Consider the following 19,237-nt stretch of genomic DNA (forward strand, 5'->3'; position numbering starts at 1 on the left):
TTAATTCTCCTCCGTCATTGGGCTGAGCTTGCCGGGGGTGTTCAGCACGGTGTCGATATAGGCCTCCGGCGCGAAAAGCTGTGCGGCGGCGCCCTCAGTATAGCGGTAAATTGGCCCTGCGAAGACCGTATGTGCGATGAGCAGCGCAATCAGCCCACCCGCGGCGATGGCCGCAAGGGCGGAAGGCGGCGCGCCTTTCGGTGCAGTCTCAGCCTCGATGCTGCGCGCCTTCCAGAACAACGTGCTGCCCGCGCGGGCAAAGCCCACAATGCCGATGAGGCTTGAGATCAGGATCACGGACCAGACCCATGGCATCAAGGGCGATGTGTAGGACGCATCAAGGATCATCAGTTTGCCCACAAAGCCCGACAGGGGCGGCAGGCCCGCCATCGCAATGGCCGTCGTCATGAAGAGCCCCGCAATGAGCAAGTGGCCGGGCACAGGCGCTTGGGCCGTGAGGCGCAGATCAGCGCGGCCTTGCCGGACCATATCGGTGATCAGGAAGAGGGCGGCGGCGGCCAGCGTGGAGTGGATGATATAGTAAAGTGCCGCCGCTATCGCCTCTTGGGAAAAGAGCGCGATGGCCGTCATCACCATCCCCATGGAGCCGATGACGGCAAAAGCCACCAGCCGGTCCAGCGTCTTGGCCGCAAGCACGCCCACCATCCCCAGCGCCAGCGATATGAGCGCGGCGGGCAGGAGCCACTGGGTGTGCAGGCCTGCCGTCGCCTCAAGATCGGGCGGGAAGATAATCGTGTAGACGCGGATGATGGCGTAGGCGCCGACCTTGGTCATGATCGCGAAGAGGGCGGCCACGGGACCGGGCGCCTCTGCATAGCTCGATGGGAGCCAGAAATGCAGCGGCACCAGCGCGGCCTTTACCGCAAAGACCAAGATTAAAAGCACGGCGGCGATACGCAGGCCCACGGTTTCATCGGCGCTGACCATCTGCGCGCGCTCGGCCAGATCGGCCATGTTGAGCGTGCCCGTTTCCGCATAGATCGCGGCGAGGGCGAAGAGGAACAGCGTGGAACCCAAGAGGTTGAAGAGCACGTATTGAACGCCTGCGCGCAGGCGTTTGTTCCCACCCGAATGGATCATCAGCCCGTAGGAGGCGATGAGCAGGATCTCGAAGAACACGAAGAGGTTGAAGAGATCGCCCGTCAGGAACGCGCCCATGATCCCCATGATCTGAAACTGCAACAGCGCATGAAAATGCCGCCCCCGCTCGTCCCATTTGGACCCAATGGCATAGAGCGCCACAAAAAGCCCGAGGATTGCGGTCAAAAGCACCATCATCGTCGAAAGCTTGTCGGCCACCAGAACAATGCCGAACGGAGCGGCCCAATCGCCGAGGCGGTAAATCGTGACCGTGCCGTCAGAGGCCTGCCACACAAGGCCCGCCGCAAGTGCTATGAGGGCGATCATGCTGGCCACGGTCGCGACCCGCTGAATGGACATATGATAGCGCGCGGCGAGGATAATGAACGGGGCCACCATGGCAGGCAGCATCACCGGCAAGATGATCCAATGGGTCATGTCCGATCCTCCGTATCCGGCTCAACCGGGTCATTCACATGATCGTCGTTTGATCCCAGATACGCGCCAAGGGCGATCATCACGACCACAGCGGTCATCCCGAAGGAGATCACGATGGCCGTCAGCGCCAAGGCCTGCGGCAGCGGGTCTGCGTAGTTGGTCACACCCTCGCGCAGCACGGGCGCGGAGCCCACGGTGAGCCTGCCTGAGGCGAAGAGAAACACGTTCACCGCGTAGGTGAGCATGGCGATGCCAAGGATCACCGGGAAGGTGCGCAAACGCAGCACCAGATAGAGCCCTCCGGCGGTCATGGCGCCGATGGCGGAGGCGACGAGAAATTCCATATCACACGCCCTCCTTCAGGTTTGGCTGTGGGGCGGGGGGCTCGGGCGGGTCATCTGGTTCGGGGTCGATATCCAGTTTTTCATCGGTGTCCGGCACATGGGCGTGCCGCGCCAATCGTGAGAAGCTTTCGAGCGAGAGCATCACCGCCCCCACCACCGTCAGGAACACGCCGAGATCAAAGACCAGCGCCGTGGCCAGTTCAAACTCGTTGAAGGGCGGGATGCGTACATAGGTGAAATCCGTGGTCATGAAGGGCTTGGACACCAGCCACGAGCCGATGCCGCAGAGCCCTGCGATCAAAACACCCGCACCGATGACGCCGTGATAGGGGTAGCGCATGCGCGCATTGGTCCAGGCCAGCCCGCTCGCCATGTATTGCATCACAACCGCGATGGACACGACCAGCCCCGCGATGAAGCCACCACCCGGCTGATTGTGGCCCCGCAGGAAGATGTAGAAACCGACCATCAGAACAACGGGCATCATCACCCGCGTCAGAACAATCATCATCATCGGATGCATGTCGCCCGCCCGCGCCTGATCGGGCTTGCGGTTGAACAAGCGTGCGCGCACGGGACCGCTGAGCAGGGTTTCGGTCAGCGCGTAAATCAGCAAAGCCGCGATTCCCAGAACGATGATCTCGCCATAGGTGTCAAAGCCACGGAAATCGACGAGGATCACGTTGACCACATTCGTACCGCCGCCACCCTTGTAGGAATTGGCGACATGAAAGGCCGAGATGGGCGTCTCAACCGCATCGCGCATCAGATAATGGAAGGCCATGCCGGTCGCGGCCAGCCCGCCGATTGCGGCCACGGCCCCGTCGCGCAGACGCAGCGCTACGTTGCTCTCGACAGGGGTGCTTTTGGGCAAAAAATTGAGCGCCAAAAGCAGCAGGACCAGCGTGACCACATCCACGGTCAGCTGCGTCATGGCAAGATCGGGGGCGCTGAAATAGACGAAGCCAAGCGAGACGATCAGGCCGACTATGGAGACCATGATAAGCGAGATCAGCCGGTTGCGATGCAAAAGCACCAGCCCGATTGTGGCCGCGACGAGCATGGCCCAGCCTGCCGCAGGGACAACCTGTATTGGGCTCATCGCCCGCGCGGAGGGCAGGACGGTGCCTGAGGTATAGGCGTAGTAGCCAGCCCCCACCACGGCGAGCGCGAAGATCGCGCCATAGCGGGTGAAGGCGCCATTGTGCAGCCCGTGGGTGAAGCTGCGCGCGGCGGAGGTGATGGCTTCGACCAGTGCGTCGAAGATCGTCTTGGCCTCGGGGCGCGGCGCCGCGTCCCATCCGGCCTGAAGATATTTGTGCAGGGCCAGCAGGATCAAGCCGCCGGCCGTGGCGATCATTGACATGTAAAGTGCTGGCACCAGCCCGTGCCAGATCTTGAAATAGGCCGTCGGCACGTCTGCTTCGCCGCCCAGAACCGAGGCGGTGACCATCTTGATGAAGGGCTCGGCGAGAAAGGGGGCGATGCCGATTGCGATGACAGGGATCATCAAGAGGGCGGGTGGCCCCCAGAGGCCGATGCCGGGATCATGCGGCTTGGCCGGATAGCTTTCGCGCACCGGGCCGAGGAAAGTATGGCTGATGAGGCGGAAGCAATAGGCGGCAGAAAAGAGCGAACCGATGGTGGCCAGCGCCGGGACCAGCCACGCAGAGTTGAAGAGCGCTGTGCGGTTCGCCTCCTCCAGCATCATCTCCTTGGAGAGGAACCCATTGAGCAAGGGGATGCCCGCCATTGACAGCGCGCCCAGTGTGGTGATGACGAATGTGATCGGCATGAGCGTGCGCAACCCGCCAAGGATGCGGATATCGCGGGTCTTGGTTTCATGATCCACGATCCCTGCTGCCATGAAAAGCGCGGCCTTGAATGTCGCGTGGTTGAGGATGTGGAACATCGCGGCCATAGCGCCAAAGGCGGTGCCGGTGCCCAGCAGCATGGTGATGAGGCCCAGATGGCTGACGGTGGAGAAGGCGAGAAGCGCCTTGAGATCATGCTTGAAGAGCGCAATCACCGCGCCCAGCACCATGGTGATCAAACCCGCGCCCGTGACCAGAATGAACCATTCCGGCGTGCCCGAGAGCACCGGCCACATCCGCGCCATGAGGAAAATCCCCGCCTTCACCATTGTGGCGGAGTGCAGATAGGCCGAGACGGGCGTGGGCGCGGCCATCGCGTGCGGCAACCAGAAATGGAACGGGAACTGAGCGGATTTGGTAAAACACCCAATGAGGATCAGGATCAGCGCGGGCAGGTAGAGCGGCGAGGCCTGAATAAGCTCCTTGTTCTGCAAGATCACGCTCAGTTCGAAGCTGCCCGCGATATTGCCGAGGATCAGCATCCCGCCGATCATCGCAAGGCCGCCCATGCCAGTGACAGCCAGTGCCATGCGCGCGCCCTGACGGCCCGCAGGCAGGTGCTTCCAATAGCCGATCAGCAGGAAGGACGAGAGCGACGTCAGCTCCCAGAAGATAAGCAAAAGCAGGATGTTGTCGCTCATCACGATGCCGACCATCGCGCCTTGGAACAACAGCAGATAGGTGAAGAACTCACCCATATTATCCTCACGCGCGAGGTAATAGCGCGCGTAGGTAATGATCAAAAGGCCTATGCCGAGGATCAGACAGGCGAAGAAAAAGCCAAGCCCGTCCAGCATGAACGTGACATTAAGCCCAAGTGCCGGCAGCCAAGGTGTCCCTGCGGTCACAAGCTCTCCGGCCATAACGGCGGGCAAGTTGGTCAAAAGCCCGACAAGGGCGATGAGGGTCACGGTAAAGGTGACCCCGGCGCAGGCGGCACGGCCTGCGGAATTCATGAGACCGGGCAACAAAGCCCCGAGGAATGGTAGGGCGACGATAAGGAAGAGGGACACGCGAACTCCTGATCTTTAAGGGCCTATGGTCTCGGGCCTGAAATTTTCGCATATCTGGGGGAAAACTGTCGGGTTCTCAAGCGAAACCGACAAAAAACGATCAATACTGGGTCAGGACGCCGCAGGTGGCGGGCATTTGTGGCCTTATGCATCAAACGCACCAACACTTGTGAAACCCTACGCGCTATAAAGGGTCATGGGACAATCAATCGTATTACACGGCTTAATCAAGAAACGCGGCGAGATAGCGGGCCAGCACAAGGTCGCTATGAAGGCCGCTGACACCCTCAAGGCTGATCTGGACGCCATAGACCGCGCGCTGGTGCTGTGCGGTTATGAGGGCGACCCCAAGGGCATCGCACCGCGTGGCAATTACAAGCAGCTATTCGGGCGCAATGAGTTGAAGCTGACAATCATCAACGCGCTACGGGTTGCCCCTGCGGATGATGAGGCGATAGCGGCGCAGATCATGGCCGCGAAGGGATGGGGCGATGATATATGGCCCGATGTGCTAAAGCGGGTGCGTGACGCGCTGCAAAGGGCGCAGAAGGACGGGCATGTGGTGCAGGACTTCGGGCCAGATGGGTGCTTGTGGCGTATAGGTTAGCGTTATTTTTCGATTATACGGTTTACCATATGAGTAAAAAGGTACGCTACAGCCATCCAAATCACACCAATAGCGGCCAGCCATGCAGAGGTTTCACCCCAGTAGCTGCTGTCCGTAGTCAGGCTTAACACCGCCGCAAGCAGTAAAAGACCCCATGGTGCAGCAACGCCAATAGCAAAACAAACAGCGCAAAACGCCTTGTCTCCATTAGTCATCATCATTCCCACCTTTCAGCGCGCATAGTGCCTCAAAAGCCCAGCACATCGCCGCAATAGTTCCCGCAATAATCCAAACAGTCCCCGTTGCAAACAAGTACTTTTCGATATTCTCAGCGCAAGCTACTAAACTCATAAAAGCAATCGCACCGCAACCAAGTACTTTAGCTAAGCACTCCCTCTTAGGATGCTCACTCAAGATATGTAGTCCCAAAACGTGGCATTACTAAGGCTACCTTATCACAAAAACTTTCCAAAAAGTTATCGGTGTGGAGCGTTGCGGTCAAGCCGCCCGCTGCCAGTACCCTTTCCAGTTGCGCGACACAGGCGCATCCATCGCGTTAGACACAACGATGTGAGCCAATGTGCCGTTATCCGTGCGGCGGTTATCTTCCAGCCATGCGGAGTGGTTCGCATACTGGTGCAGTTACTTGGGAGATACGCCGTGGTGCTGGCCTTGGATCATGTTGCGCAGACGTGAGAAGAACGACACAACCATATTCGTGTGCTTGCCGTGGTCACTGTAAATCTCGGAGTGGTTAACGCGGTCTACATTGTAACCCATGTGCAGAATGTCCCAATGTGACGCTTCGTCTGCGGACATGATTGCCATGCGTGACACGTTCTCATTTGCTAGTGCTACGCCTTCATTCATGGCAACGAAGGGCAACGTGCGGACCTCACGCTCACGCAGAGCCACCACAACGCGACGTGTGTCTGTCTGGTAACGCTTGTTGAGGCGGCGATCAACGCGATCTGCTTTGACGTTCGCGGGGCGGATGTGACCGCCGAAGTACGCACCATCAATCTCGACATGACCTTCCAACAATTCGCCCGTCTGGACTTCGCGCGTCATGGCCTCGCGCAGCTTGTGTGCCAACACGAAGGCGGTCTTGTATTGGCAATCCAGATCGCGGGACAGCATGCACCACGCTCATGCCCTTGGAGGCGTTCACAATGATGCAGACCGCGGCCAGCAAGTCCACGAAGTCCATTTTGCGGCTGGCAAAGATTGTGCCGCTGGTCAAGCTAAACTGGTGGTGGCAGTTCTTGCACTTGAACTTGCGGCGCGTGCTGATCTTGTAGGTCTCGTCATGGCTGCAACGGGGGCATACGGCCTCGCCATTGGTCTCAAGCCAGCGCATCTGACAGAACGTCTCATAAGCCGCCGCCTCGCCAGCTTTGTAGATGCTGCGAAGGCTAAGTGTGCGTGATGCCGCTTAAAGGAGAAAGTGCTGTGCCATTTGTATCTCTATCATTACCTATGTAGTGAATTTAATACGTATACGTAACGAATGCAATACCTTGTGTAATGATTATGATGCTTTTATTTATGTAGGTGACACATGGCAGATCAGAATGAGTGGGAAACCAAGGCGGCTAACTTGCTGAAAGCCGAATTGAAGCGCAAGGGCGTGACATATTCCCAGCTTTCAGAGTTGATTGGCGAAAAAGAGGTTAACATCCGCAATAAGCTGTCACGCGGCAAGTTCAGTGCCGCGTTCTTGTTGCAATCGCTCGCCGCTATTGGCACGAACGATATCAGGTTACTTTGATATCAGGCACTTGCCCTATCTCTTGAAGAATCTCTCGATCTAAAGCTTCCTGAAGAAAATCCCTTAAAGCACCAATTTCAGTTTCCTTTCTGCCGCCTTCGACTTCCCTTACAGCATTAGGGTTGTTCTTGTGGAACGCCCTTAACGTAGCTTTCAAATATATTTGAAATTTTCTTTGTGCCTTCCGCTCTGGCGACATGCCTGATATCGTATGCCTTTGATTTAAAGCCTTAAAAATTGCACTACCGGCTCCAAAAGAGTTGGGTTCTGAAACGTAAGGCTCTTTCATTTCCCCCCAATCTGAATCCCTTATCTCACTTATGGCCTCATCTTCCGATACCCACACTTTTTCGGACATTTTCGACTTCCCCCAAATTTTGATTTTGTAGCGCAGTCGCAGAAATCTCTGCATGGGCCATGCTATCGCGATTATGCCTATGGCGCCCAGTGCAAACCTCACTATCGGATCATTGATCAGGTGCGCTGCATCAGCAGCAAATTCTGCCCGTCTCTGTACCGTCGGGTTTTCTACCACAGCAGAAATCCAATCGTACCACTGGTCGATATCGCCCGGAACACCCGAAAAACCAACGACGAGCATAACGAATCCAAGGAAACCATAGAATCGCGAAAACAAAGATTTAAAAAACCCAACCATTTAAAAGATATTGATTGGCCAAGCGTACAATGTGGAGTCCTAATCATCGCTTACACCCGCTTGGTGCGTTTGATACATAAGGCCGGCCCAGTCCCAGAAGCGGCGGAACATGTCGAGATAGCTATTCGCGGTCTTGGTGCTGAGTGTGGGCAGGCCCGGAACGGCAACAGCTTCCCGCAAAGTCAGGTCGCGGGTTTCAGCCTTGGTCTTGCGATTGACAGGCATGGTCAGCACGACCTGCTTCATCTCAGCGGCGTCTTGGCGTGTGATCTGATCCATGCCCTTATCCGGTCCGCAAAACTCGGCCAGCAAGGCAAGGTAAGCATCGGCCTTGTTTCGCATCTCCTGAGACCATTGCGGCCCATGTTCGGCCTTGAAATCACTGATGGCGGCGCTGAGGCTTATGGAGCGGGTCTGTGGTGGCCTTGGCGCTGTCTGGGCGGGTGGTTCGGTGGGGGAATAGCCCTCAAGGCTCTCAGCGCGGCTCAGACCCCCCTGATCTAGGCAACACGGGCCTTGCGCATCTCGCGGCGTAGGGATGGCGCATTCTCGGCCCACTGAGCCTCTGTTAGACCCACTGAGCCTCGGAAGCCGTCCAAGGTGCCTGCGTCAAGATAAAGGTCTGATAGGTCGTCAAAGCCGCCTATGGCGTCCTCATGCACGTCCAACTCTTGGCGCAGGGCATCAAGGGATCGCTCGGACAGCCTGGTATCGTTCAACCGCTCCACATACCGATCCAGCGAAGCTGCAAAGTCGCTACGCACCATCTCGCGCATCTCATCTTGTCTGAGCCTAGCCAATGTCTTGGAATCCCGAACCAATCATCCGCATGATGCAAGATGACGGGCAAGATCGCCAGCCCGATCTGGGCACTTGGTGCGTAAGGATATCCTGACTGTGCTGCGCTTGTGATCCTCAGCCCGAGGAAGGGGCCAACGGAAGTAATAAACCCCGTGACGCGATGCCGAGAGGTATGCGGACAGTTTCATGGGCTTGTGCTCCACTTTGTGTCGCACTTGCCTGTCCAACTCTTAAGTCGCTGATCTTATTGATAATGGCGGAGAGACAGGGATTCGAACCCTGGGAAGGCTTGCACCTTCAACGGTTTTCGAGACCGCCCCGTTCGACCACTCCGGCACCTCTCCGCGGGGGTCAGTGGCAGGCGTTTAGTTGCCTTTGGGGGGGCAGGCAAGGGGTTTTGCATTGTTTGGCTTTAGAATTTGCCGCAGGTTGGGGCGGCGCGCCGGGTTTGGGCCGTGCGCGATGCAATGTGAGGTGGCATGGGTCGTATAATTGTGGGACGAAGCTTGGGGCAGGCGGCGGGTGCGGCGATGGCGCTTTGCGGGCTGGTGCTTGCGTTGGCGCTGCCCGCGGCGGCGGCGGATCGTGGCAAACTCAAAGCGTTTCTTGATATCACAGGGTTTGATGTCGCGTTGGAGAGCATGGGGCTGAGTGCGGCGGATGCGCCTGCGATGCTTGGTATGGATGCGGGCGATTTTGGCGGGCAGTGGCGCGATGTGGTTGATGAGGTGTTTGCGGCTGAGCGCGTGAAGGGTCTTGCGCTTGATGTTCTTGAAAATACGCTCTCGGATGAGCTGTTGGGCCATGCGGCGGGCTTTTATGCGTCTGATCTTGGTCAGCGCCTCGTTGAGGTCGAGAATGTCGCGCATATGCGCGACGACACAGCCGTGATCGAGGCGGACGGTGCCGTCGCGTGGGAGGTGGCGAGCCGCGAGCGGCAGGCGATCCTGAACCGGTTGATGCAGGCGGTGGGTGGCACCGAAAGCTCGATCCGCGCGATCCGCGAGGTACAGGTGCGGTTTTTGATGGCGGCGTCGGCGGCGGGTGTGGTCGAGTATGACCTCGACGAGGCCACGCTGCGCGCGATCCTTGCCGAGGGGGATGCGGAGCTGGACGCTGATCTGGTGCAGATGGGGCAGCATACGGCGGCGCTGACATATGCTGTGATATCTGATGCAGATCTGGAGACCTATGCGGGGGCGTTGGAGGCCGCAGAGATGCAGCAGGTGTATGAGTTGATGAACGCGATCCAGTTTGAGATCATGGCCAACCGATTTGAGGCGCTGGCGCTGCGCATGGCGATGATCGAGCCGGGGCAACCTCTATGATGATGCGTATCCTGCCGGCGGTGGCGCTGGCATTTGGCCTTTTGATGTCTGGCCCCGCGCCGGCGTCGGAGGAACGTGCGGCGCAGATCGAGGCGCTGCTGGAGGCGCTTGATCTGGAGCAGACGGTTGAAATCATGGAGGCCGAGGGGCTGCGTTACGGCGCTCAGGTTTTGCGTGATTTTGCACCCGATGCGGATTTGGACAGCTGGAATGCCACCGTGGCGCGCATCTATGACAGCGCGCGGATGAGTGCGCTGGTGCGTGCGGAGTTTGCCACCGGTATGGAGGGCGTGGAGACCGCACCGCTCACGGCGTTCTTTTCGTCGGATGTGGGCGCGCGGATCATCGCGCTTGAGCTTGCGGCGCGGCGGGGCTTTATGCAGGACGGGATGGAAGAGGCGGCGCAGGCGGCACTTGGCCAAGCTGAAGCGGACAAATTACCCATTCTGGAGCAGATTGACGCGCTGATTTCAGACAGTGACCTCATTGAGCGCAATGTCATGGGATCGCTCAACTCCAACCTCATGTTCTATCGCGGCCTCATGGATGGCGGGGCGTCCGAGCTGGGCGAGGCGGATATCCTCGCCGATGTCTGGTCTCAGGAAGGGGCCGTGCGGACAGAGACCGAAATATGGCTGCGGGGCTTTTTGCTGATCGCGTATCAGCCCCTGAGCGCGCAAGATCTGGAGGCCTACGGCGCGCTTTATCGCAGCGTGGAAGGGCGGGGGCTCAATGCCGCCCTGTTCGGTGCGTTCAACCAGATGTATGAGGAGCTGTCCTATCTTCTGGGCCGCGCCGTGGCCGAGCGGATGATGAGTGCGCCGCTTTAGTCCGAAAAAACAGGCGGAGTTTGCGCCAAAACTGCCCGCTACTCCCTTGACTTGGGCGCAGTGGCGACGGATAAGCCCGCAACCTTGCCGGGACGGTCTCGTGCGGGTCATTCATATATGACGCTGTAATGGCGCGCTGTTCGAGGTGGAGCATGGCTCCAACAACACCCGCAAGGGGGCCACAGAACGCGAAAATGCGAAGGAAAAGCAGATGTTTGCGGTTATGAAAACCGGCGGCAAGCAGTATAAGGTCAAATCTGGCGATATGCTGCGCGTCGAAAAACTGGCAGCGGATGCCGGTGAGACAATTCAATTCAACGACGTGCTGATGCTGGGCGGTGATGCGCCCGTGATCGGTGCGCCGATGGTGGATGGTGCGGCCGTGCAGGCCGAGGTCATCGACCAGGTCAAGGGTGACAAGGTCATCCACTTTGTCAAGCGCCGCCGTAAGCATGGCAGCCAGCGTACCAAAGGTCACCGCCAGCAGCTGACGCTTCTGCGGATCACCGAGATCCTTGCGAAAGGCGCTGACAAATCCGGCGTGAAAGCGGCGATGGGTGCAGGCTCCGTCTCTGGTGCGGCACTGAGCGCTGCGGCCCCCAAGGCGGCCAAAGCCGAAAAGAAAGCCCCCAAGGCCGATGCGAAAGCCGAGAAAGCAGCTCCCAAAGCGGCGAAAGCTGCGGGCGGCGACGATCTGAAACAGCTGTCGGGCGTTGGTCCCGCGCTGGAGAAGAAGCTGCACGAAGCTGGCGTGACAAGCTTTGCCCAGATCGCAGCATGGTCCCCCGAGGACGTGGCTGCGATGGACGAGAAGCTGTCCTTCAAGGGCCGGATCGATCGCGAAGGCTGGATCGACCAAGCCAAAAAACTTAGCTAAGGAGAGACCAGATGGCACATAAAAAAGCAGGCGGCTCATCCCGTAACGGGCGCGACTCAGCTGGTCGTCGCCTTGGCGTCAAAAAATATGGCGGCGAAGCCGTTATCCCCGGTAACATCATCATGCGTCAGCGCGGCACGAAAATGTGGCCGGGCGAGGGCGTGGGCCTTGGTAAGGATCACACGATCTTTGCCGTTGTCGAAGGCAATGTGAAGTTCCACAAGGGCATGAAAGGCCGCACCTTTATTTCGGTTCTGCCGGTGGCGGAGGCCGCCGAATAAGCCGACCGAAGGGTTCAGTCTAGAATTCAAAGGGGGATCGGCGCGGGCCGGTCCCCTTTTTATATTTTCAGGGCGGGAGGCCCTTTGGGCATGATGCCAGATACCAGTGCAGATATGACGCTTGGCCAGCCGTTGATCACTGCCGCGCGCTTTGATTTGCGGCCGCTTCGTGTGTCTGACGCAGGGCTGATCGCACTTCATACCGGCGACAAGCGTGTGGCACAGATGACGGGCTCTATTCCCCATCCGCTGCCGCCCGGCGCGGTTGAGGCCTACATCGCCAGCGTTCAGGCCCCGGATCGCACACAAAGCGCGTGGGCGATGGATGCGTCGCGTCTTGGTGGTGCCGAGGTTCAGGGCGTTGTGTTGTTGAAACACGTGGATCATGATGCCTCCGAGATCGGTTTTTGGGTCGCGCCGCAGATCTGGAATTCCGGCCTCGCATCAGAGGCAGTGCGCGCGCTTATCGAGGCCAATCCGCGCGCCAGCCGGGTGATCTATGCCACTGTTTTCCAAGACAATGCCGCCTCCGCCCGTGTTCTGACGAAGTGCGGGTTTCAGCATCTCGGCAATGCCGAGGGTTTTTGCGTGGCGCGCGATGCGACATTGCCCACATGGACCTACAGCCTCAAATGCGATTGAGCCATGTGGGCGTTTTCGGGTAAGGACCTGATATGAAATTTCTCGATTTTGCCAAAGTCTATATCCGCTCGGGCGGCGGTGGGGGTGGATGCGTCAGCTTCCGCCGGGAGAAGTATATTGAATATGGCGGCCCTGACGGGGGCGATGGCGGCAAGGGCGGCTCGGTCTTTGTAGAGGCGGTGGACGGGCTCAACACGCTCATTGATTTCCGCTATCAGCAGCACTTTTTTGCGCGCAGCGGTCAGCCGGGCATGGGCAAACAGCGCACCGGCAAGGATGGCGATGACATCGTGCTGCGCGTGCCCGTGGGCACCGAGATCCTCGATGAGGACCAAGAGACGGTGATCGCCGATGTGACCGAGCTTGGCCAGCGGGTGCAGCTTGCGCGCGGCGGCAATGGCGGTTTTGGCAACCTGCATTTCAAATCCTCTACCAATCAGGCGCCGCGCCGCGCCAACAAGGGGCAGGAGGGTGTCGAGCGGACCATCTGGCTCCGGCTGAAGCTGATTGCGGATGTGGGTCTTGTCGGTCTGCCAAATGCGGGCAAGTCAACCTTTTTGGCGGCCACATCCAACGCGCGGCCCAAGATTGCGGATTATCCCTTCACCACGCTGCACCCCAATCTGGGTGTTGTTGGCGTGGACGGTGTGGAGTTTGTGGTCGCTGACATTCCCGGCCTTATCGACGGGGCGAGCGAGGGGCGGGGCTTGGGCGATCTGTTCCTTGGCCATGTGGAGCGCTGTGCGGTGCTCTTGCATCTGGTTGATGGCACGTCCGAGAGCATCGGGCAGGATTACCAGACCATCGTGAACGAACTTGAGGCGTATGGCGATATCCTCGGGGGTAAGCCGCGTTTGACGGTTTTGAACAAGATCGACGCGCTTGAGCCAGATGCCTTGGACGAGGCGTTGCAAATCCTGCGCGCGGCGTCTGGTGGGCCGGTGATGGCGATGTCCGGTGTGGCCCGCGAGGGAGTGACGGAGGTTCTGCGCGCGCTGCGCGGCGAGATAGACGAGGACCGTCTGCGCCAGAGCCCTGCAGAGGAGCCTGAGCAGTGGCAGCCGTAGAGGACGCCGCAAGGCTGGTTATCAAGATCGGTTCGGCCCTTTTGGTGGATCGCGGAACGGGCGGTCTGCGCGCCGACTGGCTTGAAGCTTTGGCGGATGATGTGGCCCGGCTACGCGCGCGCGGCACGGATGTTATCTTGGTCTCGTCAGGCTCGATCGCCATGGGGCGTGGGATGCTTGGCCTGCCGCGCACGGAATTGACGCTGGAGCAATCACAAGCTGCTGCCGCTGTGGGCCAAATCCGGCTGGCGGGGGCGTATGGCGCGGCGCTGGCGCGGCACGGGCTCATCGCGGCGCAGGTTCTTGTGACGCTGGAGGACAGCACGGACCGGCGGCGCTATCTCAATGCCCGCGCGACGCTGGAGCAGCTTCTGAAACTGGGCGCTGTGCCAATCGTCAACGAGAATGACACGGTGGCCACCGATGAAATCCGCTATGGCGACAATGACCGGCTGGCCGCGCAAGTGGCCGCTACGGCTGGGGCGGATCAGCTCATTCTTCTCAGTGATGTGGACGGGTTCTATTCCGGCAATCCGGCGCAGGACGCGTCCGCCACGCGCTTTGACGTGATCGAGGCGATCACGCCCGAGATTGAGGCGATGGCGGGCGATGCGGGCTCGGGCCTCAGCAAGGGTGGGATGAAAACCAAGTTGATGGCCGCGCGCACGGCGATGGCTGCGGGCTGCGACATGGTGATCACCGAAGGCTCTTGCCTGCGCCCGGTTCAGGCGTTGGAGCAGGGTGCACCCTGCACATGGTTCCGCGCCATGGGCACGCCGCAGCAAAAGCGTAAAGCGTGGATTGGGGGCATGAAGCCCAAGGGCCGTTTGCATGTGGATGCAGGGGCCGTGCGCGCAATGGGGCGGGGCAGCTCGCTCTTGCCCGCAGGTCTGGCCCGCGTCGAGGGCCGCTTTGGCCGGGGCGATCCGGTGGAGATCGTGGCACCCGATGGGGCGGTACTGGGCCTTGGCCTCTGCCGCTATAACGCAGTTGATGCGGGGATGATCAAGGGGCTACGCTCGGAGGCGATTGAGCCGGTTTTGGGATACCCTGCGCGCGCGGCCCTTGTGCACCGCGATGATATGGCGTTTTGATAAAAGAGTCCCGAGGTGCCATGAGAAAAGGAGCCGAGCCGATGAAAGACATGACCAATATCCCGGCCCTTATGGCCCAGATCGGGGCCTGCGCACGCGCCGCCGCGACCGAGCTGAGCATCGTGCCAAGCGCCCAGAAAGACGTGGCTCTGCGCGCCGCCGCCGATGCGATCGAGGCGCGCAGCGCGGCGATTCTCATGGCCAATGCCGCGGATCTGGATGCGGCCCGTGAAAAGGGGCTGAGCGCGGCGATGATTGACCGGCTGACCTTGGACGCGGACCGGATCAAGGGCATCGCGGACGGTTTGCGCGCTGTGGCGGATCAGCCCGATCCGGTGGGCGAAGTTCTGGCCGAGTGGAACCAGCCTACGGGCCTCAACATCCGCCGGGTCCGCACGCCTTTGGGTGTGATCGGCGTGATCTATGAAAGCCGGCCCAACGTGACGGCGGATGCAGGCGCGCTCTGCCTCAAATCCGGCAATGCGGTGATCCTGCGCGGCGGGTCCGAGAGTTTCCAGTCTTCGAGCGCGATCCATGCCTGCCTCATTGAGGGCTTGCGCGCGGCGGATCTGCCCGAGGAAGCGATTCAGCTTGTGCCCACGCGCGATCGCGCGGCGGTCAGCGAAATGCTGACCATGACGGGCGTGATCGACGTGATCGTGCCGCGCGGTGGCAAGGGCCTCGTGGGCCTCGTGCAACGCGAGGCGCGCGTGCCGGTCTTCGCCCATCTGGAGGGCATCGTGCATATCTATGTGGACGCCGCCGCCGACCCGCAAAAGGCGATGGATGTGGTGCTCAACGCCAAGACGCGGCGGACGGGTGTTTGTGGTGCGGCGGAATGCCTGCTGATCCACCGCGACATTGCCGAGGGCTTGGGCCGTGCGCTGATCGAAGCGCTTCTGGAGGCCGGGGTGGAGGTGCGCGCGGACAGCACGCTGTCTGCGATCCCGGGCAGCGTGCCCGCGACTGACGCCGACTGGGGCTGCGAGTATCTCGACAGTATCATAGTGGCGCGTGTGGTGCCGGATGTGGTGGCGGCGATTGGCCATATCGGGCAGTTCGGCTCGGATCATACCGATTGCATTCTGACCGAGGACACCGCCGCCGCTGCCATGTTCTTTGCCGAGGTGGACAGCGCCATCGTGATGCATAACGCCTCCACGCAATTTGCCGATGGAGGTGAGTTTGGTATGGGGGCCGAGATCGGCATCGCCACAGGAAAGCTTCATGCGCGCGGCCCCGTAGGCGCGGCGCAACTGACCAGCTTCAAATACCTCGTGGTGGGCGACGGGACCGTGCGCGCTTAAAAGCGCAGGTTCACCGCGTTCGCGCCCACATCAACCTCGACCGGGCGGCCCATTTCAAACGCCAGATCGTGCAGCATCAAAAACTGCACTTGGGCCGCAGGAACATCGCAAGGTGCGACACCCGTGCTGAGCCAGCCCCAATGCTCGGGACGCGCCGTCAATGGCCCGCCGCTGCTGGTAATCTCTACCGCCTCCGCCGTGCCGCCGATGGTGATCGTGCCACCTTGGGCGAGAGCCTGTTCGGCGCATAGAACGCCGAGGCAGATCGCCTGCGCCACAAGGCGCTCCAAATCGCCGATGCAGGTCCAGTCAATGTGGGTCTTTTCGGTGTAAACGTCCCCGAGGATACCTGACAACTCGCGCGTGGGCATGATCTGTCGCTCGCTGGACATGCCGAACGCCACCCGGAAAAATCTCAACCGCGCGCCTGCATTCGCGGCACTTTGGCTCACCAACTGCATCTCGGGGCCCTCGGGCAGACCCGTGAGGCTCAGAAGCTCAAGCCCGTTGGCGATGGCCCCCACCGGGCTGATCAAATCATGGCAGATCCGGCTGCCTATCAACCCGGCCAATGTGCGGTTATGATCAATCTGCGCATTTGCGTCTTTCATCTCCGGAGGTCTCCCATGTCTGATCACTCCTCATATCTTGCGCCCGGCATGCGGGTCGAGCACCCCGGCCAGCCCGAGTGGGGCGTGGGGCAGGTACAATCCAATATCGGCGGCAAGATCACCGTGAACTTCCCCGAAGCGGGGAAAGTGGTCATCGATGCCTCCCGCGTCATGCTGATGCCAGTCTTTGATCCGTGATGATGGTTACCAAAGCGTTAACGCGCAAGCGCCCCGCACAAAGCGGCGTATTCTTGCTATTGGACAGGGGCGGGCCTAAGACAGGGAACGGTGAGTAAGGCAGGAGATATTATGACCATGCGCGGGCCGCAATTCGAGCTGAGCCTTGCGCAGGGGCCGGAGGATATCCGGGCCGCGCAGGCGCTGCGCTATCGTGTGTTCATTGAGGAGTTGGGCGGATCAGGTCCGATGGTGGACCATGACGCGCGGCTTGAGATGGATAGGTTCGATCCCTATTTCGATCACCTGATCCTGCGCGATCTCGCGCTGTCTGAGGGTGCGAATGTGATCGGCGTCTACCGGGTGCTGCGCTGCGAAAAGGCCCAGCTGCTTGGGCAGTTTTATTCCGAGGATGAGTATGATCTTGCCCCTTTGCGTGCGTCGAATCGGCGGCTGCTGGAGCTGGGCCGGTCCTGCGTCGATGCGCGCTACCGTGGTGGCGAGGCGTTGTTGCATCTGTGGCAGGGCCTCGCGAAATATGTGGCAGAGCACCGGATAGAGGTGCTTTTCGGTGTGGCGAGCTTTCATGGCACGGATGCGGCAGCGCTGGCGGCACCGCTATCGCTTTTGCATCACAAATACCTCGCGCCCGAGGCTCTGCGTCCCAAGGCAAGGCCCGAGGGGTATGCCGCAATTGATATGATCGACGCAGAGACGCTGGACCGGCGGGCGGCGATGCTCAAGCTGCCTGCGCTGATCAAGGCCTATCTCAGGGTGGGTGGGTGCGTCGGTGACGGGGCCTTTGTGGATCATGCGTTCAACACCACCGATGTGTGTTTGGTGATGGATACCGCACGCCTCAGTGCTGGACATAAAGAGAAGTATTCCAAAGGGCTTATCGTATGAGCTTTACCTGGTTACCGGAGGAGACGCCGGTGGACGCGCCTCTGGGCATGGCGGGCTGGATCAGGGCCATGTTGCGCGGTGTCGTTTTGCTGGTGTTGGTTGTGTGCGGGCTTACGCTCTTGCTGCTGATCCGGTTGGTGGAGCGGCCTCTGTGTGGGCTGCGCAGGCCGGTGAGCCCGGTGATCACGGTCTGTGTCTGCCGCGCTGCGCTGAGTGTTTTGCGCTTGCGTCATGAGGTGGTAGGTCAACCCATGCGAGATGCGGGAGCTGTGGTTTCTAACCATGCCTCTTGGCTTGATATTTTCGTGCTCAACGCGGCTAAGCGGATCTATTTTGTATCCAAGGCTGAAGTGGCTGGGTGGCCTGGCATCGGTGCTTTGGCGCGGGCCGTGGGGACGGTGTTCATCGCGCGCGACCGCACACAGGCTAGGGTGCAAACGGCGCTTTTTGAAGCGCGGCTTTCGGTCGGGCACATGCTTCTCTTCTTCCCGGAAGGCACGTCAACTGATGGGATGCGAGTTTTGCCTTTTAAAACAACGCTCTTTCAGGCGTTCTTTAGTCCTGACTTACACGCATCGCTTCAAATCCAACCCGTCACCGTGATTTACGCAGCCCCACGCGGTATGGATGCGCGGTTCTATGGCTGGTGGGGCGATATGGAGTTTGGCGGGCATTTCCTCAAGGTTCTGGCCGTGCGCGGACCGGGCGCAGTCAAAGTGATCTACCATAGCCCCGTGGCCGTGCGCGATTGGGACAGCCGCAAGGCGCTGGCCGCGCATCTTGAGGCACAGGTGCGCGCAGGCATGCCGCCCGACAGGCGCGGCGCGGTCTAGTCTACCGCCGCCATGAGCTTTGCGAGGGCTGCTGCGGGATCATTCACGCCCCAGATCTCATCCCCAATCCCGAAGAAATCCGTGGCTGTGCAAAGGGTTCTGATCATATCTTCATCCAACGTACCCTCGGCCACCACAGGCACTTCGATCATCTCGGACCACCATGTGAAAAGCTCCGTCTCGGCGCGCGCACCATCACCGAGGGCAGACACGCCCACCGGACCGAAGGCCACGTAATCCGCGCCCGCCTCACCGGCGCTGATCCCCTCATGGCGCGATTGCGCGCAATAGCTGCCGACAATCGCATCGGGGCCAAGCGCCGTGCGCGCCTTGCGGACCGAGCGCGCGCCATCTGTCAGATGTACACCATCGAGGCCCAGACGCTCGGCCAGCGCGATATGCGTGTCGATGACCAGTGCGACGTCACGCTCTGTCGTGATCTCGCGGCAGGCATCGGCGGCGCGCGAAATCGCATCTTCGTCATGGCTGGCAAGGGCCAGACGTAGGCAAGCCACGTCATGGGCGTCAAGCACTGCGGTAAGCTGCGCTGTGAAGCGGCTCAGCTCAATCACGCTGGGGGAAATGAGGTAGATTTGCGGCTGCTCTGGGTCGGCCATCTGGGGGCTCCTTTGGTCTTTCGCGGTCTATATCAAAGGGCTGCGGGCGGGCCAATCCCT

At 60.1% G+C, this 19,237-nt stretch carries 24 protein-coding genes, 1 tRNA gene and 1 pseudogene; 13 read left to right on the forward strand and 13 right to left on the reverse strand.

Annotated elements, in window-relative coordinates; translation table 11 throughout:
* Genes KUD11_RS11010 through KUD11_RS11020 form a run of 3 tightly spaced genes read right to left on the reverse strand, consistent with a single transcriptional unit; the run spans position 1 to position 4,770 of the window.
* Complete coding sequence (locus KUD11_RS11010; RefSeq protein WP_109384656.1) at positions 1-1,539, reverse strand: monovalent cation/H+ antiporter subunit D; 1,539 nt, start codon at positions 1,537-1,539, stop codon at positions 1-3.
* Positions 1,536-1,883 (reverse strand): Na+/H+ antiporter subunit C, encoded by a 348-nt coding sequence (locus tag KUD11_RS11015; protein WP_109384655.1) that lies wholly within the window; start codon positions 1,881-1,883, stop codon positions 1,536-1,538. The genes KUD11_RS11010 and KUD11_RS11015 overlap by 4 nt, the downstream gene beginning before the upstream one ends.
* A gap of 1 nt (position 1,884) precedes the next feature.
* Positions 1,885-4,770 (reverse strand): monovalent cation/H+ antiporter subunit A, encoded by a 2,886-nt coding sequence (locus tag KUD11_RS11020; RefSeq protein WP_109384654.1) that lies wholly within the window; start codon positions 4,768-4,770, stop codon positions 1,885-1,887.
* Between the two features lie 268 nt (positions 4,771-5,038).
* Here KUD11_RS11020 and KUD11_RS11025 point away from each other — a divergent pair, with 268 nt between their 5' ends.
* Positions 5,039-5,377, forward strand: coding sequence for a hypothetical protein (locus KUD11_RS11025; RefSeq protein WP_146190828.1), 339 nt, complete (start codon positions 5,039-5,041; stop codon positions 5,375-5,377).
* Positions 5,378-5,379: 2 nt separating this feature from the next.
* Here the strand turns inward: KUD11_RS11025 and KUD11_RS11030 are convergent, their stop codons facing one another.
* The 3 genes and pseudogenes from KUD11_RS11030 to KUD11_RS11040 all read right to left on the reverse strand — a co-directional run bounded on the left by KUD11_RS11030 (position 5,380) and on the right by KUD11_RS11040 (position 6,782).
* On the reverse strand, positions 5,380-5,598 hold the full coding sequence (locus KUD11_RS11030; protein ID WP_109384652.1) for a hypothetical protein: 219 nt from the start codon (positions 5,596-5,598) through the stop codon (positions 5,380-5,382).
* Positions 5,585-5,791, reverse strand: coding sequence for a hypothetical protein (locus KUD11_RS11035; protein WP_146190827.1), 207 nt, complete (start codon positions 5,789-5,791; stop codon positions 5,585-5,587). The genes KUD11_RS11030 and KUD11_RS11035 overlap by 14 nt, the downstream gene beginning before the upstream one ends.
* Before the next feature lie 84 nt (positions 5,792-5,875).
* A pseudogene (locus KUD11_RS11040) lies at positions 5,876-6,782 on the reverse strand (IS1595 family transposase).
* Positions 6,783-6,938: 156 nt separating this feature from the next.
* On the opposite strand from KUD11_RS11040, the gene KUD11_RS11045 reads away from it, so the two are divergent.
* Positions 6,939-7,148 (forward strand): DUF6471 domain-containing protein, encoded by a 210-nt coding sequence (locus tag KUD11_RS11045; protein WP_109384651.1) that lies wholly within the window; start codon positions 6,939-6,941, stop codon positions 7,146-7,148.
* Here the strand turns inward: KUD11_RS11045 and KUD11_RS11050 are convergent.
* From KUD11_RS11050 to KUD11_RS11065, 5 genes are all read right to left on the reverse strand, one after another.
* Positions 7,135-7,806 (reverse strand): hypothetical protein, encoded by a 672-nt coding sequence (locus tag KUD11_RS11050; protein WP_109384650.1) that lies wholly within the window; start codon positions 7,804-7,806, stop codon positions 7,135-7,137. The genes KUD11_RS11045 and KUD11_RS11050 overlap by 14 nt on opposite strands.
* 39 nt (positions 7,807-7,845) lie before the next feature.
* The gene (locus KUD11_RS11055) at positions 7,846-8,148 is read right to left on the reverse strand and encodes a hypothetical protein (RefSeq protein ID WP_224380207.1); all 303 of its coding nucleotides are present in this window, start codon (positions 8,146-8,148) and stop codon (positions 7,846-7,848) included.
* A 158-nt stretch (positions 8,149-8,306) separates the two neighbouring features.
* Positions 8,307-8,582 carry a hypothetical protein gene (locus KUD11_RS11060; protein ID WP_224380208.1) on the reverse strand — a complete coding sequence of 92 codons (276 nt, stop codon included), beginning with the start codon at positions 8,580-8,582 and terminating at the stop codon, positions 8,307-8,309.
* Between the two features lie 45 nt (positions 8,583-8,627).
* Positions 8,628-8,795: a DUF6538 domain-containing protein gene (locus tag KUD11_RS15290; protein WP_318010150.1), complete on the reverse strand. Its 168-nt coding sequence runs from the start codon at positions 8,793-8,795 to the stop codon at positions 8,628-8,630.
* A gap of 66 nt (positions 8,796-8,861) precedes the next feature.
* Positions 8,862-8,951: transfer RNA gene (locus KUD11_RS11065), tRNA-Ser, on the reverse strand.
* Between the two features lie 135 nt (positions 8,952-9,086).
* Here KUD11_RS11065 and KUD11_RS11070 point away from each other — a divergent pair.
* The 8 genes from KUD11_RS11070 to KUD11_RS11105 all read left to right on the forward strand — a co-directional run bounded on the left by KUD11_RS11070 (position 9,087) and on the right by KUD11_RS11105 (position 16,033).
* Entirely contained in the window at positions 9,087-9,935 is an 849-nt protein-coding gene (locus tag KUD11_RS11070) for a DUF2059 domain-containing protein (protein WP_224380209.1), read from the forward strand.
* The gene (locus tag KUD11_RS11075; protein WP_109384649.1) at positions 9,932-10,765 is read left to right on the forward strand and encodes a DUF2059 domain-containing protein; all 834 of its coding nucleotides are present in this window, start codon (positions 9,932-9,934) and stop codon (positions 10,763-10,765) included. Before KUD11_RS11070 ends, KUD11_RS11075 begins: the two co-directional genes overlap by 4 nt.
* A gap of 211 nt (positions 10,766-10,976) precedes the next feature.
* Positions 10,977-11,642 (forward strand): 50S ribosomal protein L21, encoded by a 666-nt coding sequence (locus KUD11_RS11080; protein ID WP_109387931.1) that lies wholly within the window; start codon positions 10,977-10,979, stop codon positions 11,640-11,642.
* Between the two features lie 11 nt (positions 11,643-11,653).
* Positions 11,654-11,923: a 50S ribosomal protein L27 gene (rpmA, locus tag KUD11_RS11085; RefSeq protein ID WP_109384648.1), complete on the forward strand. Its 270-nt coding sequence runs from the start codon at positions 11,654-11,656 to the stop codon at positions 11,921-11,923.
* A 90-nt stretch (positions 11,924-12,013) separates the two neighbouring features.
* On the forward strand, positions 12,014-12,565 hold the full coding sequence (locus tag KUD11_RS11090; RefSeq protein ID WP_224380210.1) for a GNAT family N-acetyltransferase: 552 nt from the start codon (positions 12,014-12,016) through the stop codon (positions 12,563-12,565).
* A gap of 32 nt (positions 12,566-12,597) precedes the next feature.
* On the forward strand, positions 12,598-13,632 hold the full coding sequence (gene obgE / locus KUD11_RS11095) for a GTPase ObgE (RefSeq protein ID WP_109384647.1): 1,035 nt from the start codon (positions 12,598-12,600) through the stop codon (positions 13,630-13,632).
* Complete coding sequence (gene proB / locus KUD11_RS11100; protein WP_109384646.1) at positions 13,620-14,726, forward strand: glutamate 5-kinase; 1,107 nt, start codon at positions 13,620-13,622, stop codon at positions 14,724-14,726. The genes obgE and proB overlap by 13 nt, the downstream gene beginning before the upstream one ends.
* Positions 14,727-14,767: 41 nt before the next feature.
* The gene (locus tag KUD11_RS11105; RefSeq protein ID WP_109384645.1) at positions 14,768-16,033 is read left to right on the forward strand and encodes a glutamate-5-semialdehyde dehydrogenase; all 1,266 of its coding nucleotides are present in this window, start codon (positions 14,768-14,770) and stop codon (positions 16,031-16,033) included.
* On the opposite strand, the gene KUD11_RS11110 is transcribed toward KUD11_RS11105, so the two are convergent.
* Positions 16,030-16,644, reverse strand: coding sequence for a histidine phosphotransferase family protein (locus KUD11_RS11110; RefSeq protein ID WP_109384644.1), 615 nt, complete (start codon positions 16,642-16,644; stop codon positions 16,030-16,032). The two genes, KUD11_RS11105 and KUD11_RS11110, sit on opposite strands and share 4 nt — an antisense overlap.
* Positions 16,645-16,659: 15 nt before the next feature.
* Between KUD11_RS11110 and KUD11_RS11115 the strand changes: the two genes are divergently transcribed.
* From KUD11_RS11115 to KUD11_RS11125, 3 genes are all read left to right on the forward strand, one after another.
* Entirely contained in the window at positions 16,660-16,842 is a 183-nt protein-coding gene (locus KUD11_RS11115; RefSeq protein WP_109384643.1) for a DUF3553 domain-containing protein, read from the forward strand.
* 111 nt (positions 16,843-16,953) lie between these two features.
* Positions 16,954-17,727 carry a GNAT family N-acetyltransferase gene (locus KUD11_RS11120; protein ID WP_109384642.1) on the forward strand — a complete coding sequence of 258 codons (774 nt, stop codon included), beginning with the start codon at positions 16,954-16,956 and terminating at the stop codon, positions 17,725-17,727.
* Positions 17,724-18,560 (forward strand): lysophospholipid acyltransferase family protein, encoded by an 837-nt coding sequence (locus tag KUD11_RS11125; protein WP_109384641.1) that lies wholly within the window; start codon positions 17,724-17,726, stop codon positions 18,558-18,560. The genes KUD11_RS11120 and KUD11_RS11125 overlap by 4 nt, the downstream gene beginning before the upstream one ends.
* Here the strand turns inward: KUD11_RS11125 and KUD11_RS11130 are convergent.
* Positions 18,557-19,177 carry a thiamine phosphate synthase gene (locus KUD11_RS11130; RefSeq protein ID WP_109384640.1) on the reverse strand — a complete coding sequence of 207 codons (621 nt, stop codon included), beginning with the start codon at positions 19,175-19,177 and terminating at the stop codon, positions 18,557-18,559. The genes KUD11_RS11125 and KUD11_RS11130 overlap by 4 nt on opposite strands.
* Positions 19,178-19,237 lie beyond the last annotated feature (60 nt).

Source organism: Roseovarius carneus (assembly GCF_020141465.1).
Taxonomy (GTDB): domain Bacteria; phylum Pseudomonadota; class Alphaproteobacteria; order Rhodobacterales; family Rhodobacteraceae; genus Roseovarius; species Roseovarius carneus.